This window comes from Psychrobacter sp. AntiMn-1 (assembly GCF_001854065.1).
In the GTDB taxonomy this organism is placed as follows: domain Bacteria; phylum Pseudomonadota; class Gammaproteobacteria; order Pseudomonadales; family Moraxellaceae; genus Psychrobacter; species Psychrobacter pacificensis.
Genome location: NZ_CP012969.1, coordinates 336,486 through 352,418, shown reverse-complemented (window position 1 = coordinate 352,418; position 15,933 = coordinate 336,486). Strand labels below are relative to the sequence as shown.

The window sequence follows — 15,933 nt, the reverse complement described above, 5'->3', positions numbered from 1 at the left end:
TTATTAATTTTTTCTCAAAACGCTATTCAAACAGCTAATCAGTAAATGCAGTCAACTCTTCAATCCCTACAACTTCATGTGCTTTAAAGGGATAACGATTCGCCATTACAATCCAATCAGATTTTGATTTACATGTCGAATATTTGCTTAGGCTATTTTCTATAGTAGCCAATTTAATCATCAAAATATCAATGTCCATTGTCACTCGTCGCACTTGCTTTGGCTCAGTCTGTCGACGTCTATTACAGTTCCCCTCAAGCGCTTTAAAGGTTTGCTGTAGTTGCTGCAAACTCATCGGTGTATTCAGTGCTAAATGGACACATTGATTGGTATAATCAGGCTTTGGCTGTTCCAAGGTTGCAGTAAAATCAGGGTTTTGAAAAGCCGTAGATAGTCGCACCTCACCCAGCGCTGCCAAACTCTCTCGAGCAATCGGTAGATATTTTTCGGCTTGATAGTTACTACCCAGCGCTAATACCACCTCTACCACGGTCTGCGCTTGCAGAATCTCAGGTGCGCATTGTGTTAGCGTTGCCACATTCAACTCCATCGACGTTTTATGCATCATCGGCTTGGCTGTCATTAACTTCTTTGGTAACGTCTTTAGTAGCTGGCTCATTGGTTGATGCTGGCGCATAACGTGTTATTTGTACCCCTACCGCATCTGCTTGGGCAATAGCAGTCGGCTTGGCAATGCTCAACGTGATTTTTTGGCAGTCATATTTTGCAAATAGCTTATCAGATATTTGACCAGCCAAATGCTCAAGCAGCTTTGCTTGAATGGCTTGGCACCACACGCTCACATCATCGCATACTTCTTTATAGCTTAGCGCATCGCTGACATCATCGGACACAGCGGCACGGCTAATATCCGTTTCAAGTGCGATATCGATCAGTAACGGCTGAGTAATGGCGCGCTCCCAATCAAACACACCAATGACCGCCTCAACCTTTAGACCTTTTATAAATACCACATCAGACTGGGTATGAAACATGCTTCCATCCTTGTTTGCTAATTTTTTGTGCGTATTTTTGATTTTTTAATTAACTGATTATAAAGCCTCTTCACGGAGACGTTCAGCCTTTAATACTTTACTTGGACGATGTCGCCACAGATCAATGCTAAATAAGAGTAACCCTAACCAAATCAAACCAAATACTGCCAGACGATGTAGATCAAATGGTTCATTGTAATAAAATACCGCTAAGAAGAAAATAAAGGTCGGCGTCAGATAATTCATAAAGCTTAAGATACTATATGCCACAAGCTTGGTCGATTTATTAAATAATAAAAGCGGTATCAACGTAATCGGCCCTGCGAGCATCAGTAGCCAAATGTTTGAGCTGAACCAAAAGCTTAGCTGATGGCTGACGACATCTGACTGCCAAAACCACCAAATACATAAAGGTACTAGCATGGCCGTTTCAACAAACATAGCATCGACAGCAGTCAATGGCGTTTGCCGCTGAATGGTGCCATAAATACTAAAGCTGAATGCTAAAATCAATGATATCCACGGCAGACTACCAAGCATCACCACTTGAATGACCACAGACAGTAGTGCAAAGCCAATGGCTACCCATTGTAGCGTGCGCAGGCGCTCTTTGAATAAAATCATCGATAAGCCAACACCTACCAATGGCCCAATGAAGTATCCCAAACTGGCCTCAAGGATACGATCATGATTGACCGCCCACACATAAGTCAGCCAGTTGGTTGCGATAATTAACCCAGAGACGAGTGACAACGCGATCCATCTTGGGTTTTGTTTGAGCGTCTCTATCCACCCCCAACGCTTGGTCGCTACCAATACAATGAGTAGGCAAAAAAACGTCCAAACAATACGGTGCCCGATAATCTCTGTTGCATCGTAATTGGATAATTGCTTAAAGTATAAAGGGAAACCACCCCAGATAAAAAAGGCACCAAGGGCAGTGATAATACCGCGTCTGGTTGTGGTAATCGGGGCAACAGGTTTTTTGACAACATTTTGGGTAGTCATAATACAGGACAACTTTTTAGAGCAAAGCGCACCATCACCTAATTCTGATTATTATTATCAATTTAGTGGTGAAAGCGCAGGGTCACTACAGTGAAATTATAAGATAAAAAGCAATATACTCATGCCAATAGTGACATGAGTACATTGCTAACGATATTAGATTGAGCTTTTTATGAATGCTTTACAGTGCATGATTATAGGAAAATGTTGATCCGTACTCACTCATTTATTCAGCATCAGTATCCACTTGAATAGACATACCGATTTGGTTAGCCAGCTCAGCAAAACCTGGGAAGCTGGTATTGACCGTCTCAACCCCCTCAATGGTGATCTGCTCAGATGCACGCAGACTCGCAACAGAGAAACTCATCGCAATACGGTGATCATGATGCGAGACAATGTGACCACCACCAAAAACAGGCTGGCTATTATTTATATCGCCGTTCTCAGTAGCAGTGCCTTTGCCTTCAATAATCAGCCCATCATCAGTGACGGTACAATCGATGCCAAGCGTCTGTAAGCCCTCTGCCATCACCGCAATACGATCCGACTCTTTGACGCGTAACTCTTTAGCACCAGTCAAGACGGTACGCCCTTTGGCACAGCTAGCCGCGACAAACAGTACAGGGAACTCATCAATCGCTAGTGGTACGAGATGCTCTGGTATCTCAATACCGACCAAGTTTGAGCTGCGAATGGTAATATCAGCCACTGGCTCGCCGCCAACATGGGCCTCATTGCTTAGGCTAATATCTGCATTCATTAATTTTAGAATATCAATAACGCCAGTACGCGTAGGATTGATACCGACTTGCGTCAAGGTCAACTCACTATTTTGGCTAATAGCAGCGGCCACCATAAAAAACGCCGCAGATGAGATATCAGCAGGAACCGCAATATCGCCACCTGTTAGTATGCCGCCACCGGTGACACTGATACGGTTGCCTTCTACAATTACTGGATAACCAAAGGCTGATAGCATACGCTCGGTATGGTCACGGCTGATCTCAGGCTGAGTGACCGTTGTCGTACCCTCGGCCCATAGACCTGCTAGCAGCAAGCAAGATTTTACTTGTGCTGACGCCACTGGCATATCATATTCGGTGCCTTGCAATGGCTTACCAGCGGTATCACGACCCGTAATGCTAAGCGGTGCCGTACCACTATGACCCGTACTTTGGATGACGGCACCCATCGTGCGTAACGGTGCAGCCACACGCTCCATCGGGCGTTTGTTTAGGCTAGTATCACCCGTTAATACGCTATCAAACGATTGCGCCGCCAAGATACCAGATAGCAGGCGCATGCTCGTGCCCGAGTTACCCATATACAAAGGCGTTTTGCTAGGCTTTAGGCCATTCATACCGACACCATGAATGGTCAAATTACCATTATCAGGGCCTTCGATGGTCACACCCATATCCCGAAATGCTTGCAGCGTTGCAAGGGCATCTTCCCCTTCCAAGAATCCAGTAACGTGGGTTACGCCTGTGGCAAGACTGCCAAGCATGATGCTGCGATGCGAGATAGATTTGTCACCAGGAATGGCAATGGTGCCAGAGACAGTATTGCTAGGGGTAATATTATAAGAAGCTGACATGGCAGAAGTATCCGTATAAGGGGTGCTGGCTAACATATGGCCAAAATGTCGCCGTGCGGCTTGCGCGCGGCCCAAAAGTCCCATCAGGGCGGTTGAATCTTTATCAATGATGAGCTGGCGCATGGTTTGCAGATAGACACCATACTCATCAAGGGCGCTCACAATGGCGCTTTGATTGGCAAAAAATATATCATGCCACATTTTGGGGTCGCTTGCGGCGATACGCGTAAAATCGCGGAACCCACCGGCAGCATAACGAAACATATCTAAATTATCATCGTGGCTTGCTAATTGCTCAACCAAGTTAAAGGCAAGCAGATGCGGCAAATGGCTGGTATGCGCCAATATACGATCATGGTGACCTGCATCCATCGATATGACATTTGCACCCACTGATTCCCACAATAGTCGCAACTTAGTAATCGCGACATTGCTTGTGGTAGCTAGCTCACAGATGATGACACTATGATTGACAAATAAACTGGCGCGTCTGGCATGATACCCTGAATTTTCAGCCCCAGCAATTGGATGCGCTGGCACTAGACCTACCGGCAACGAACCAAACACCGCTTTGGCCGCGTCAATGATATTGACTTTGGTACTACAAACATCGGTTAAGATACAGTCAGCGGCAAGCTGTCCGTTATCCATTGCCTGTTTGATATCTACAAACACTGCTTGTACTGCCTGTACAGGCACTGCAATGATGATTAAATCACTACCGCTTATGACGTCTTGTAGGTTTGCACTACCAGCATCAAGCAGACCATGCTCGATAGCTTCTGTAATACTTGGTGCATGACTATCGACTGCGACAAGACGCTCACTTAAGCCATTATCTTCAATAGCTTGCGCGAAGCTAGCACCAATGAGCCCAAGTCCAATCACACAAACTTGTTCGAATATAGGTCGATGCATATTTAAAGAGGGCTGAAGATTGTTTTTTTTCTGACGACTCACGGCTTTTCTCGTTGAACGCGCTCGGATAAATTTCGGTAAATCCCAGCGTTATATAAGTTAATGGCTAGTTAAGATCACTTCTTACTAAATAATACCTTTGATCAAAACATATCGATGGATGTGATGAGGACATGTCCCTATTTTAAAAATGGTGATAAACGTTTGAATTGGGGACATGCTCTAGTCTTCACTGAGAATAGAACGCAAAGTATCAATCAAACGTAAATTGTCCTCAGCCACACCTACCGTAATGCGTAACCAGTTTGGCAGCCCATAAGCGCCCAATGGCCGAACAATAACGCCTTGCTCAAGGAGTGCTTGATGGATTGAAGCGGCAGTTATATCTTCCATCTCAACCTGCACTTCCACCATAATAAAATTGGCATGCGACTTCACAAAACCCAATCCCAATGTATCAAACTGCTTTTCTAACCAACGCATTTGCTCATCATTCATCTGGTGCGTTTTTTCGATAAAATCTTGATCAGCAAGTGCTGCAGCGGCAGCAGCTAGGCCTACACGGCTGACATTGAATGGCTGACGAATTCGGTTCAATAACTCTGCAACAGCTACTGAGCTTAAGGCATAGCCCACACGTAAACCTGCCAGCCCATAAGCTTTAGAAAACGTACGCACAATGATGACATTATCAAACTCATCTAACAATGCGCGGTTGTTACTCTCAGGGCTATACTCGATATAAGCTTCATCTAGTACCACCAAGACTGAGCTTGGCACACTGGCAACGAACTGGCGCAGCTCTTTTTGCTCTAACTGCGTGCCCGTTGGATTGTTGGGATTGGCAATAAAGACGATTTTGGTATTGGGATTATCTTGGACTGCTTGGCTCATGGCTTTTAGGTCATGACCAAACCGTTGAGCAGGCACCTCAACATCCATCGCGCCTTGCATCTTTGCCAGCATAGAGTAGACCACAAACGCATACTGACTATAGACGATAGCATCATCAGCACCCACAAAACTACGTGCCAAAATATCGAGCAAATCATCAGAGCCATTGCCAAGCGTAATCTGCTCGACCTTGACATCATTAAAGTCAGCCAACGCTTGCTTCAGATAATAGCCATTGCCATCAGGATAACGTGATAATTGACCAAGCTGCTCAGTGATGGCTAGTGTCACTCGCGGTGAGCACCCCATCGGGTTCTCATTGCTAGCCAGCTTCACCACATCTGAGACACCATATTCGCGCGTCAGCTCTTCAATTGGTTTACCTGTCTGATAAGGTGCCAACGCCAGAATACTGTCATAAGCTGGCGTTAATGGCGATAGGTTTGACGCTGTCAATTGATCAGGCTGCATGGTTTATCCTTGGAGGTTATCACTAAATGCGATCGCCCATCTATTAGGTGTCAATCTCGATAGATAAACAAGCTAATAGATGAGCCAATATATCTCTACAATACTGCTTTTGGATACGAGCCTAAGATGCGCAGATCTTTTACCAATGGGCGAATATCGTTGATAGCGGCGCTAACATTTGGATCATTGATATGACCGTTCATATCAATAAAGAACACATATGCCCACTTATTAGGACGCTCAGGACGTGTCTCAATACTGGTCATCGAAACGCCGTGATATGATAACGGTTTCAAGATCTCGATCAATGCACCAGCTCTGTCATGAGCTGAGACCACGATGGAGGTTTTGTCTTGACCAGAAGGCGCAATGGCCTCATGTCCGATGATAAGGAAACGAGTGGTGTTGCTTGGATTGTCTTCAATGTTTGAGTAAAGCTTATGCAAGCCGTACTCTGCAACCGCAACGTCGCCAGCGATTGCTGCTGAATGCCATTCGTTTTTGAGGCGACGCGCCGCTTCACCATTGCTTGATACCGCAACGCGCTCCACATTAGGGAAATTCACATCTAGCCAATGACGACACTGCGCCAATGACTGCTGGTGCGAATAAATACGGCTCAAACCATCAAGCTTAGTATGCTCAGCGACCAAGAAGTTTTGATGAATCGGTAGTTCAACTTCACCAATAATTTTTAGACTAGAAGATAAGAATCCATCCAAAGTATGATTGACCACCCCTTCTGAAGAGTTTTCGACAGGGACAACGCCATACATCGCCGTGCCTGCTTCAACCTCACGGAATACATCGGTAATGGTCGTCATTGGCACGGTATCAGCAGCTTTACCAAAATGCTTTAATGCAGCGGCATGGGTAAAGGTGCCAACTGGTCCTAAGAAAGCAATACGCTGCGGCGCTTCTAAGTCTAAACATACGGACATAATCTCACGAAACAAACGTGCCATCTTTTCGTCAGCGATTGGACCCGTATTGCGCTCCATGACCGCTTTTAGCACCTGTGCTTCACGCTCAGGACGATAAAAAATAGGGTCACTACTGTCATCAGCGGCCGTGTGGTTTTTCTTTACCGCTGCTACTTGTTGCGCCAGCTTGGCACGATTATTGATGAGTGTTTGAATCTCGCAGTCGACCGCATCAATGTTTTGGCGAATATTATCTAAAAATTCTTTTTCAGTTGCGGTATCGCTAGCGCCTGCGGCGGTTTGATTTAGATTATCCATGGTTTGTTCTGGTGACTGCTCGCTCATTACCGCCCATCCTTTTTAGATTTTATCACTGTTAGGTATTATTAATATTTAGATATGAATATCTGCTAAATTTTACTGTGTTTTTTAAATGCTTCGACTATCTCTATATACCGATAGTGCTTGAGAGTGTCATTATGAAGTCATTGGTAAATAGCGGTCAATGACCAAAACTATTTTAACCATCATCCAAAAACAGTCTATCAGAAATATCGCGTGTCATTGGCGTTCTCTGGAATTACTGCTATATTGGTCGCCAAGTACAGCAGACCAGTGGATGACCGGCTCTACTATAGCAAAAACTCAGGTCAGTGCCCATTCGTAAATAGTGATAAGCCAGCAAATTATTATTAGGGCGTATTGAACATTCGCAAATAGGCACTGCTGATCGCTAAAATTGTTCCAGACAAGACACAAAGCGACGATAATGCAGATGCCTTAGCGAGATTTGTAACACAGTATGGGGCAATTTTAGCATCAGCCCCAACGATAAAAGCAGGGGACAGGACTCTTTTTTGCCGCTTCATCGTTAAAAATAAGCGCTTAGAATGACTAAACTTATTATTTTTAACATCGAATCGCCTAAAAAATAGTCGCTGTCAGTGCCATGGTCGAATGTTCAACACGCCCTAATATTATCACAGTTAAGTGATATGACAGTGGCGCATAGCACAACTATGAGCAAACACACGTAGTAAACTGTGTTACAGTTTCCATTCAGCTCCCTACCCTGCGACATATAAGAGGAGCACCATATCATTAATAAGAAAAAGGATATCTGATGAGCGCATTACAACAATTACGTACCATGACGACCATTGTCGCTGATACTGGCGACCTTGCTGCTATTGCCCGACTAAAACCTATCGATGCGACCACCAATCCAAGCCTCATCACCAAAGCCCTCATTCATCCTGATAACCAAGGTATGCTATCAGAAACAATGAGCCGCCATAATGGCGATGTAGATGCAGTGATTGACGCCCTGACCATTCAAGTTGGTTGTGATATTTTGGCGCTTATTGAAGGGCGCGTTTCTACCGAAGTCGATGCGCGTTTGTCTTATGATACTGGGGCGACGATCGATAAAGCCTTGGCTTTTATGGACGCTTATCAAAAAGCTGGCATCGACTCAGAGCGAGTATTGATCAAAATGGCAGCAACTTGGCAAGGCATTGAAGCGGCGCGTTATCTTGAAACCCAAGGCATCCACTGCAATTTGACCCTATTATTTGGTCAACATCAAGCAATTGCCTGCGCAGATGCGGGCGTGACGCTCATCTCTCCTTTTGTAGGGCGTATTTTGGACTGGCAAAAACGTCAACAAAACCGTCAAAACGTACCGGCTTCTGAGGACATGGGCGTACAATCTGTCAAACGCATTTACCAATACTACAAGCAGCATGGCTATCATACGCAAGTCATGGGGGCGAGTTTCCGCTCAACTGAGCAGATATTGGCACTTGCAGGTTGCGATTTGTTGACCATTGCACCCAACCTAATCGATGAGCTGGCAGCCATGGATATTGATGTGCCTCGTCAGTTATCGCCGAGCATGTCCATGGATATGCAAGTGATGAGCCAAGTGAGCTTGACGCATGAAGAGTTTAGCGCGGCCTATCAGCAAGACACAGTCACACAAGACCTATTACCAAAAGGTATTGATGGTTTTATTGGAGCACGTGATGAGCTGGCAAAGACGTTAGCGGCCATCCGCGGGCAATAAACGAGACACAATAAGCACTCGTCTGGCACAAAAGATATTTGCCTGCCCACAGTAAGTTGGCTATTATGAGCGACTTCAGATAACAAGAAGCAAGGCTTAAGTATGAAACGGCTATCAATGTTATTGGCAGGCAGTGTTTTAATGACCAGCGCCCATGCGGTCAATTGGGTCGAGGTGACCAAGAGCGACTCTGGATCGACGTTTAGCTTAGATGTAGACTCTATCGAACACTCTGACATCAACATCATAGACGAAAAAGACGTCGAAAATATCACTGTCTCTTTGCTAAGAACCTATCCTTATCCTACGCAAAAAGATAAGAGCACAGTGAAAGAAAAACCCATCCATCATAGTGATCAGCAATTACTGATTTCTTGTAAAGATTTCAGTTACTATAAAAGAGCTTACGTCGATTATAGCGCTGATAATAAAGTCATTAAGTCGTGGCAATCAGAAAAGCCTATACTGACCACCAAAGACTTTAAGATCACCACACCAAAGACGGTTGGTCGCACGCTGATCGAGTACGCCTGTAAAAGCTATGAGCAAAACAAATCGTAATATCATTAGACTCACCACAAAAAAAGCGCCCTGATGATTTTCAGGGCGCTTTTTTATACTCTATAAACTCTCTTGAACAATCAGACTTACGCTTTTAATACCGTATAGACAGGTACTGGGAACTCGCCATGTAGCTCAACCAAATCTAATAAAACTAATGCGCCGACCACAGTATGATCGGCTGACTGGCATAACTCATAAGCGGTCGTCAATGTGCCTCCAGTCGCCAAGATATCATCGACCAGTAATACACGTTCAGGTGGCAAATTATTTTGCATCTCAAGCGTGTCTTTGCCATACTCAAGCGCATATGCTTTATTAGCGACAGGTGGTGGCAGTTTACCTGGTTTACGGAGCAAGATCATACCCTTACCCAATCTTCCTGCCAGCATACTGGCAAATACAAATCCACGTGCTTCAACAGCCCCTAAGCAATCCACCTCATCCATCAGTCCCTCTGGCAACGCGGCAAGCAGCGCATCAATGACAGCATCAATATGACTGCGCAGTAACGGGGTAATATCATAAAAATCAATGCCGACTTTTGGAAAGTCTGGTACTGTGCGAATAATCTGCCAAAACGGATGGTCTGTATTGAGCATTGGAGTCGTCTCATTTTCGGTAGTGGCAGATGTGGCGGCGTTAATACTCATGAAAACCCTTAGCTTGTATATGTTATATGGCTTGGACAATAGTTAGACACTGATAGATCAGCAGGCAATTATGGCTGACAGTGTCAATTTAGCGGCCGTTATTATAGCATGATTGGCTTTTTTGTGGCGGCTTATAGCCCAAGATCGTACTTCGCTTCGGTACAATGGTACAGATGATGGACTTGATAAAAGCCAATTTCATCTCAATATACAAGTGTAAACTTAACTATGAAAATAACGGTTATATGCTAAACTACGTGCGCTTTTACCGTCTAATATAATGACTGTAATACGAAATATAAGCGTTTATGGCGCACTGTGACACTGGTAATGATCGATAGGACTATTTATGAAACGTTATGAATGTATTGTCTGCGGCTGGATCTATGACGAAGCGCTTGGCTGCCCTGAAGAAGGTATTGCCCCTGGCACCAAATGGGAAGACATCCCTGATGACTGGACCTGCCCTGAGTGCGGTGTCGGCAAGCTTGATTTTGAGATGCTTGAGCTGTAGTAGATGACCCTCTAATTAGGACACTTCATGACAACATCAAATGACATTAATAGTGCCAAATTGCCGGAAACGTCAGATACCAGTTTAGACAATACTCTAGACTTTTACCCTAATCCTGAATGGCAACGGTTTGGGGAACATCAGTGGCGCGACTCCGATCTTAGCCAACACCTTCATCAAGCGATGATTGATATTGGTGATGGTATAGAGTTGTGTGTCGAAGCGGGTGGCAACCCTAATAATCCGCCCCTACTGATGATCATGGGACTGGGTTCGCAAATGATATTTTGGCCAGACAATTTTATTAAGCGCTTTATTGATGCTGGTTTTTTTGTGATCCGTTTTGACAATCGTGATATTGGCCTGTCTTCTAAAGTACAGATCGAGGGCCTACCGCGTATCAACCAGCTCAAAATGATGGTACGCCTACAAACGGGTCTATCAAACAAAAGCACTCAGGTGGCTTATAACTTGACTGACATGGCAGAAGACACCGCCCGTTTGATCAAGGCGCTAAAGCTTGGCAAAACACATCTGCTTGGTGCCTCTATGGGCGGGATGATTGCTCAAATTGTGGCGGCACGTTATCCAAGCTTGGTGCAGCGTATGGCGCTTATGTTTACCACGACCAATCGAGCATTTTTAAAACCGCCAAGACCTAAGCAGCTATACACCCTTATCAATCGTCCAGAGAGCCACTCTGAGCGTGATATCGTACGCCATAGTGTCTGGTTTATGAAAACGGTTGGCACACCAGGTCACGTCAATGTGCGCATGGTGCGTGAAATTGCCAAAATCCGCTATCAACGCAATTTTCACCCACTCGGTACGGTGCAGCAGCTCAATGCTATCTTGGCATCAGGCTCTATCAGCCGCTTTAGTAAGCAAGTCAAAGCACCAACGATTGTCTTACACGGTAGCGCTGACGGACTACTACCGGCGTCACAAGGTCGAGTGGTGGCAAAAACCATTCCTAATGCCAAGTTTCATTTAATCGAAGGTATGGCGCATGATATTCCAGAATATTATCAGCCTTATATGGTCGATTTGATTAGCAATCATTTGTTAGAAAAATAGCTATTCGCCTATAGTAACACTAGCCATAAAAAAGAGTGTAAACCCTATCGATAACGAATAGAGTTTACACTTTTTTTCGTTGTATACCAATTATAGATTATGGATATAACGCTAATCGCAGCTGACACCTGTACCTTCTTTATTGATGCACATTTTATTGCCGTTTTTTAAATTGCCGATCCATGCCTTACCACCTGTAAATACAAATGAGGGTTGACCCTTATAATTATCATCAGTTAATACCCCATCACTAGTGAAGCGAAAAGGAATCACTAGCTCACCGCCCAGATTGACAAAGCCCCACTCCTCTCCGATACGAACGCCCGCGAATCCTTCAGAGAATGGACGGACTTCATCGAACGAATAGGTAATCATCGTGACGTCGTTGTCGTCAACGAAGCCCCACTTTCCATCTTGCTGACGTGATTGTAATGTCGTAAAACGTGTAGGTGCAGGTTGTCTTGATTGTGATGACGTATTGTTAGTAGAAGCTGTGGATTTTTTAGTCGACTGACTCTTATCCTGAGCATTTGGATCACGCGTTGCATTACCATTTTTATCTAACCAGCTTATCACACTGTTTTTACGGACGCGCGCTCTCCCATTACGATAATCATCGATCTCGTCAATCGATGCTGAAAACGAGACAACCGTGCTGTTGGAGGTATTGATAACACCGTAGTTACCATCTTTTTTTACGACGATACGTCCTTCAGATACTGGACGCGCCCACCCTTGATTTCCTTTGAGCATATCGTACATTGCAGGCACGACTTCACGTCCCTGCATATTGAGATAACCGACCCGACTGTTGCGCAATACAGGTAGTAACCCGCCCGATATCTTGTCGGCATCGACTTTCTGATAACGTGATAAATCAACGACCCTTTTACCTTTGCTGTCAATCAGAGCGACTGGCGCACCAAAATCTTTGATTGCTAAAAAATAGCCGCTAGTAGACGTACAAGAGACGTTTTTATAGTAGCTTTTGGGGAGCTTGCAACTGGCCGCTTGGGCGCTAGGCATTAAAAAAATTGCACTAGAGACGATACCTATCGCAAAGCTAAATTGCGATATTTTTAGAGGCAAACAAGAGGTCACATTTGGTTGTATTTTTGACATAAAATGTCGGAGTATAAGCAAACCTAGGCAAATAATATTGTTTGATATAGCGAATCATGACTGGTGATTTTATGAGTACTAGACTAACAAATTGCGATATCAGAGCCAATATCATTCCTGTAAGGATGTGACTCGATTATATAAGCGCTGTTGTACAAGCATTATTGTGTGAGTAAGGTCACAAGATGGTTCTACTGCCTACGAGACTTTTTCGTACTATTTGGTTTAATAAATTATCTACAGCAACGATCTATCTAATAACCAGAATAAATTTTGGTTTTGCCATTTTATTTTTTGCTTAAAACCACGACAATAGGGCTTTGGCTAACCCTCACATTGGTCTAGGACCATAAGAATAATAATATAAGGACGTTTTATGGCGACTGCTTCTTCACGCGCTGCCCCTATTGGTCTAGTTATCGGTTGTATTATCTTTGGGCTGGGCAGTCTGATTGTCGCTCACGTCGATATCGGTGGCTGGGCGATGTCATTTTGGCGACTGGCCATTTCAGGTATTGTCTTTGCGATTTTAGCCAAGGTGATGCGCCAACAGATGCCACAATCAAAACGTGCTATTTTTTATGGTTTATTGTCAGGTGCATTTTTAGGATTAGACTTGGCGCTTTGGCACGAGAGTATTTATGCTGTGGGTCCTGGTATTTCAACCCTGCTCAATAGCTTACAAATCTTCTTTTTAGCTGCCATTGGTTTTTTATATTTCAATGAGCGCCAATCTATCGTGCAGATCATCAGTTTATTTTTAGCGATGCTGGGCGTTGCAATGATAGGCAGTCCTGAATTTGCATACAATTCCGCTGCCACTTGGGGATTTGTCACGGGTATTGTGTCAGGAGCAATGCTAGGTGCGTCGATGACTTTTATTCGAAAGACACATGATACCGAACCGACACCGATATTTATGCTGATGCAGCTGATTAGTATCGGTGGCGTCTTAGCCATGATTGTGCCTATGTTTATATTCGATACAGGTCATATTTTGCCCAACACATGGTCTAAGATTGGTTGGGTGCTTATCTACGGGACAGTGATGCAGTGTTTGGCATGGGGTCTGATTGCTTATTCTATTCCTAAGTTGTCTCTGGCATTGACGGGTCTGTTATTGTTAACTGAACCCATCGCCGCTTTGGTTATTGACTATAGCTGGCTGGACAAACCTATCAATGGCTTACAATGGGGCGGCGCCTTGTTAACCATGCTTGCTATTTATTTAGGGTCACTAAAACCAAAACCACGCGCGCTACGCCGCTATCGATTTTTTTCAAGATTTTATAAGCGAGACTATAAGTAATTAAGTAGTATTGATACGATTGTCTCACGCAGACATTTAATAAAAAGCGCCCATACTATTCATAGCATGGGCGCTTTTTATTAGAGAAGATATACGTTTACTATTTTTATTCGATAGGCTCAAATTTTAATCTTATCAGCATTACTTATTTAACGTCAGAACTTTTATTAAATAAGGCATTTAGCAAGATAGCAGCCAACGTAGCGGTGCCGATACCACCCAAATCAAAACCACCTAAGTGCAAGCTAAAGTTACCTGTACCCATGATTACGGTCACTGCCGCGATGATCAGATTGCTATTTTTACTAAAATCAATGTGGCTGTCGATCCAGATTTTTATCCCAGCGATCGTGATCAGACCGAAAACGACGATAGAAGCGCCGCCCAATAAAGCCGCTGGTATCGTTTGAATAATGGCACCAAATTTTGGTGATAACCCTAATATAATAGCGACCATACCTGCGACGACAAATATCGTTGTGCTATATACTTTGGTGACCGCCATCACCCCGATGTTTTCAGCATAGGTAGTCACACCTGTACCGCCAAATCCTGCTGAGAAAGTCGTTGCCAAGCCATCGGCAAAAAATGCTCGGCCCATATAAGGGGTCACGCGAGACTTGGTCATACCTTCCACTGCCTTAAAGTGACCTAAGTTTTCAGCGACCAAAATAAAGGCGACAGGCGCAATGAGAATAATAGCGCTCATCTCAAAGCGTGGGGTATGGATGCTGGGAAGACCAAACCATGCAGCCGCAGCGACTGCGCTAAAATCAATTGCCGTCCCAAAACCTAGGATATTGGTCATCACAAAATAAGCGATGTATGATAATACCAAACCCACGAGTAGCAGCAAACGACGTAACATGCCACGGGTAAATACCGCCACTCCACTGATGAGTAGTACGGTCAACGTAGCCATCCAAGCATCAAACTGATTGGCAGAAACCCCTTGGATAGTAACTGGTGCCAAATTAAGACCAATAATCATGACAATAGCACCAGTGACGATAGGCGGCATCAAGCGCTCAATCCAGCCAGTGCCTGTTTTCATCACTAACAGGCCAATCAGCGCATAAATGATACCGCAGGCCATGATACCGCCTAGCGCGACATTCAAATTGGCATTGAACCCTGCCCCTGCATACGCAGTTACCGCAATCACTGGACCAATAAAAGCAAAGCTTGATCCCAAGTAGCTTGGCATACGCCCACCAGTGATCATAAAGAACATCACCGTACAGATACCAGACATCAAAATGGCTAAGTTAGGGTCAAATCCCATCAATAATGGCGCAAGGACGGTCGCACCAAACATGGCAAATGTATGTTGTATACCAAGTAATACACTCTTTGACGGTGGCAGATAATCATTGATGCCTACAGGATCGCGATCCAAATCGCCTTTGTAAGGTCGCCATGTCGGAAACCAGCGACCATTTTCAAAATCTGGATTGTGCGGATAACTGATGGCTGCTGAATCAATACCTGCAGCTTCCAATGCATTGTGAGCTGACTGGTTTTGAGCGCTGTTGTCTGAAGCTGATGATGGGTCTTTTTGAGATGGCATGCGCGCGTGTCCTATGTGAGCTGAGGTAATAGGCTAAAATAACTAATAAAGTAAAAACTGAGCTAAATTGAGAGGCTGATAGACAGGGTTGTATGGATAGCAGGTCATATAGGTAGAAAAACGTTATAATCCTCTACTCCTAATATGTCATCCCAATTCATTCATTTATGTTGTAATATGACAAACCAAAAGTATTATTTGGTATGATAGCCAGTTCTTGGCTGGTTGTATTAGATCACTATGTATAACC

General features: G+C 44.3%; 14 protein-coding genes. 5 read left to right on the top strand and 9 right to left on the bottom strand.

Annotation, left to right across the window (positions count from 1 at the left end):
- Positions 1-34: 34 nt before the first annotated feature.
- The 6 genes from AOT82_RS01400 to pheA all read right to left on the bottom strand — a co-directional run bounded on the left by AOT82_RS01400 (position 35) and on the right by pheA (position 7,154).
- Positions 35-619, bottom strand: coding sequence for a 2-amino-4-hydroxy-6-hydroxymethyldihydropteridine diphosphokinase (locus AOT82_RS01400; protein ID WP_227517168.1), 585 nt, complete (start codon positions 617-619; stop codon positions 35-37).
- Positions 558-995 carry a dihydroneopterin aldolase gene (gene folB / locus AOT82_RS01395; RefSeq protein ID WP_071001482.1) on the bottom strand — a complete coding sequence of 146 codons (438 nt, stop codon included), beginning with the start codon at positions 993-995 and terminating at the stop codon, positions 558-560. Before folB ends, AOT82_RS01400 begins: the two co-directional genes overlap by 62 nt.
- Positions 996-1,052: 57 nt before the next feature.
- Complete coding sequence (rarD, locus tag AOT82_RS01390) at positions 1,053-2,003, bottom strand: EamA family transporter RarD (protein ID WP_071001481.1); 951 nt, start codon at positions 2,001-2,003, stop codon at positions 1,053-1,055.
- A gap of 226 nt (positions 2,004-2,229) precedes the next feature.
- Positions 2,230-4,521: a bifunctional prephenate dehydrogenase/3-phosphoshikimate 1-carboxyvinyltransferase gene (locus AOT82_RS01385; protein WP_071003592.1), complete on the bottom strand. Its 2,292-nt coding sequence runs from the start codon at positions 4,519-4,521 to the stop codon at positions 2,230-2,232.
- Between the two features lie 222 nt (positions 4,522-4,743).
- Positions 4,744-5,886, bottom strand: coding sequence for a histidinol-phosphate transaminase (hisC, locus tag AOT82_RS01380; RefSeq protein WP_071001480.1), 1,143 nt, complete (start codon positions 5,884-5,886; stop codon positions 4,744-4,746).
- Positions 5,887-5,981: 95 nt separating this feature from the next.
- Positions 5,982-7,154 carry a prephenate dehydratase gene (pheA, locus tag AOT82_RS01375; protein ID WP_071001479.1) on the bottom strand — a complete coding sequence of 391 codons (1,173 nt, stop codon included), beginning with the start codon at positions 7,152-7,154 and terminating at the stop codon, positions 5,982-5,984.
- Between the two features lie 778 nt (positions 7,155-7,932).
- Between pheA and AOT82_RS01370 the strand changes: the two genes are divergently transcribed.
- Both AOT82_RS01370 and AOT82_RS01365 read left to right on the top strand, forming a co-directional pair.
- The gene (locus tag AOT82_RS01370) at positions 7,933-8,877 is read left to right on the top strand and encodes a transaldolase (RefSeq protein ID WP_071001478.1); all 945 of its coding nucleotides are present in this window, start codon (positions 7,933-7,935) and stop codon (positions 8,875-8,877) included.
- Positions 8,878-8,979: 102 nt separating this feature from the next.
- Positions 8,980-9,438, top strand: a complete 459-nt coding sequence (locus tag AOT82_RS01365) for a surface-adhesin E family protein (protein ID WP_071001477.1) — start codon at positions 8,980-8,982, stop codon at positions 9,436-9,438.
- Positions 9,439-9,524: 86 nt separating this feature from the next.
- Here AOT82_RS01365 and AOT82_RS01360 read toward each other — a convergent pair whose 3' ends face one another.
- The gene (locus tag AOT82_RS01360; RefSeq protein ID WP_083328800.1) at positions 9,525-10,091 is read right to left on the bottom strand and encodes an adenine phosphoribosyltransferase; all 567 of its coding nucleotides are present in this window, start codon (positions 10,089-10,091) and stop codon (positions 9,525-9,527) included.
- A gap of 349 nt (positions 10,092-10,440) precedes the next feature.
- Between AOT82_RS01360 and AOT82_RS01355 the strand changes: the two genes are divergently transcribed.
- Together AOT82_RS01355 and AOT82_RS01350 are read left to right on the top strand one after the other, a co-directional pair.
- A complete protein-coding gene (locus AOT82_RS01355) occupies positions 10,441-10,605 on the top strand; it encodes a rubredoxin (RefSeq protein ID WP_057759803.1) in 165 nt (54 codons plus the stop codon).
- Positions 10,606-10,632: 27 nt separating this feature from the next.
- Entirely contained in the window at positions 10,633-11,682 is a 1,050-nt protein-coding gene (locus AOT82_RS01350) for an alpha/beta fold hydrolase (protein WP_071001476.1), read from the top strand.
- A gap of 111 nt (positions 11,683-11,793) precedes the next feature.
- On the opposite strand, the gene AOT82_RS01345 is transcribed toward AOT82_RS01350, so the two are convergent.
- On the bottom strand, positions 11,794-12,804 hold the full coding sequence (locus tag AOT82_RS01345; protein WP_083328799.1) for a WG repeat-containing protein: 1,011 nt from the start codon (positions 12,802-12,804) through the stop codon (positions 11,794-11,796).
- Positions 12,805-13,180: 376 nt separating this feature from the next.
- Between AOT82_RS01345 and AOT82_RS01340 the strand changes: the two genes are divergently transcribed.
- Complete coding sequence (locus AOT82_RS01340; RefSeq protein WP_071001475.1) at positions 13,181-14,113, top strand: DMT family transporter; 933 nt, start codon at positions 13,181-13,183, stop codon at positions 14,111-14,113.
- Positions 14,114-14,258: 145 nt separating this feature from the next.
- Here the strand turns inward: AOT82_RS01340 and AOT82_RS01335 are convergent, their stop codons facing one another.
- Positions 14,259-15,683: a solute carrier family 23 protein gene (locus AOT82_RS01335; protein WP_071001474.1), complete on the bottom strand. Its 1,425-nt coding sequence runs from the start codon at positions 15,681-15,683 to the stop codon at positions 14,259-14,261.
- Positions 15,684-15,933 lie beyond the last annotated feature (250 nt).

Excerpts from the sequence above, each read along its gene's own strand:
- AOT82_RS01385 (WP_071003592.1), bottom strand. The coding sequence starts at position 4,521 with ATGCATCGACCTATATTCGAACAAGTTTGTGTGATTGGACTTGGGCTC.
- pheA (WP_071001479.1), bottom strand. The coding sequence starts at position 7,154 with ATGAGCGAGCAGTCACCAGAACAAACCATGGATAATCTAAATCAAACC.
- AOT82_RS01355 (WP_057759803.1), top strand. The coding sequence starts at position 10,441 with ATGAAACGTTATGAATGTATTGTCTGCGGCTGGATCTATGACGAAGCG.
- hisC (WP_071001480.1), bottom strand. The coding sequence starts at position 5,886 with ATGCAGCCTGATCAATTGACAGCGTCAAACCTATCGCCATTAACGCCA.
- AOT82_RS01345 (WP_083328799.1), bottom strand. The coding sequence starts at position 12,804 with ATGTCAAAAATACAACCAAATGTGACCTCTTGTTTGCCTCTAAAAATA.
- folB (WP_071001482.1), bottom strand. The coding sequence starts at position 995 with ATGTTTCATACCCAGTCTGATGTGGTATTTATAAAAGGTCTAAAGGTT.
- AOT82_RS01370 (WP_071001478.1), top strand. The coding sequence starts at position 7,933 with ATGAGCGCATTACAACAATTACGTACCATGACGACCATTGTCGCTGAT.
- AOT82_RS01360 (WP_083328800.1), bottom strand. The coding sequence starts at position 10,091 with ATGAGTATTAACGCCGCCACATCTGCCACTACCGAAAATGAGACGACT.
- AOT82_RS01335 (WP_071001474.1), bottom strand. The coding sequence starts at position 15,683 with ATGCCATCTCAAAAAGACCCATCATCAGCTTCAGACAACAGCGCTCAA.
- AOT82_RS01350 (WP_071001476.1), top strand. The coding sequence starts at position 10,633 with ATGACAACATCAAATGACATTAATAGTGCCAAATTGCCGGAAACGTCA.
- AOT82_RS01365 (WP_071001477.1), top strand. The coding sequence starts at position 8,980 with ATGAAACGGCTATCAATGTTATTGGCAGGCAGTGTTTTAATGACCAGC.
- AOT82_RS01340 (WP_071001475.1), top strand. The coding sequence starts at position 13,181 with ATGGCGACTGCTTCTTCACGCGCTGCCCCTATTGGTCTAGTTATCGGT.
- AOT82_RS01400 (WP_227517168.1), bottom strand. The coding sequence starts at position 619 with ATGAGCCAGCTACTAAAGACGTTACCAAAGAAGTTAATGACAGCCAAG.
- rarD (WP_071001481.1), bottom strand. The coding sequence starts at position 2,003 with ATGACTACCCAAAATGTTGTCAAAAAACCTGTTGCCCCGATTACCACA.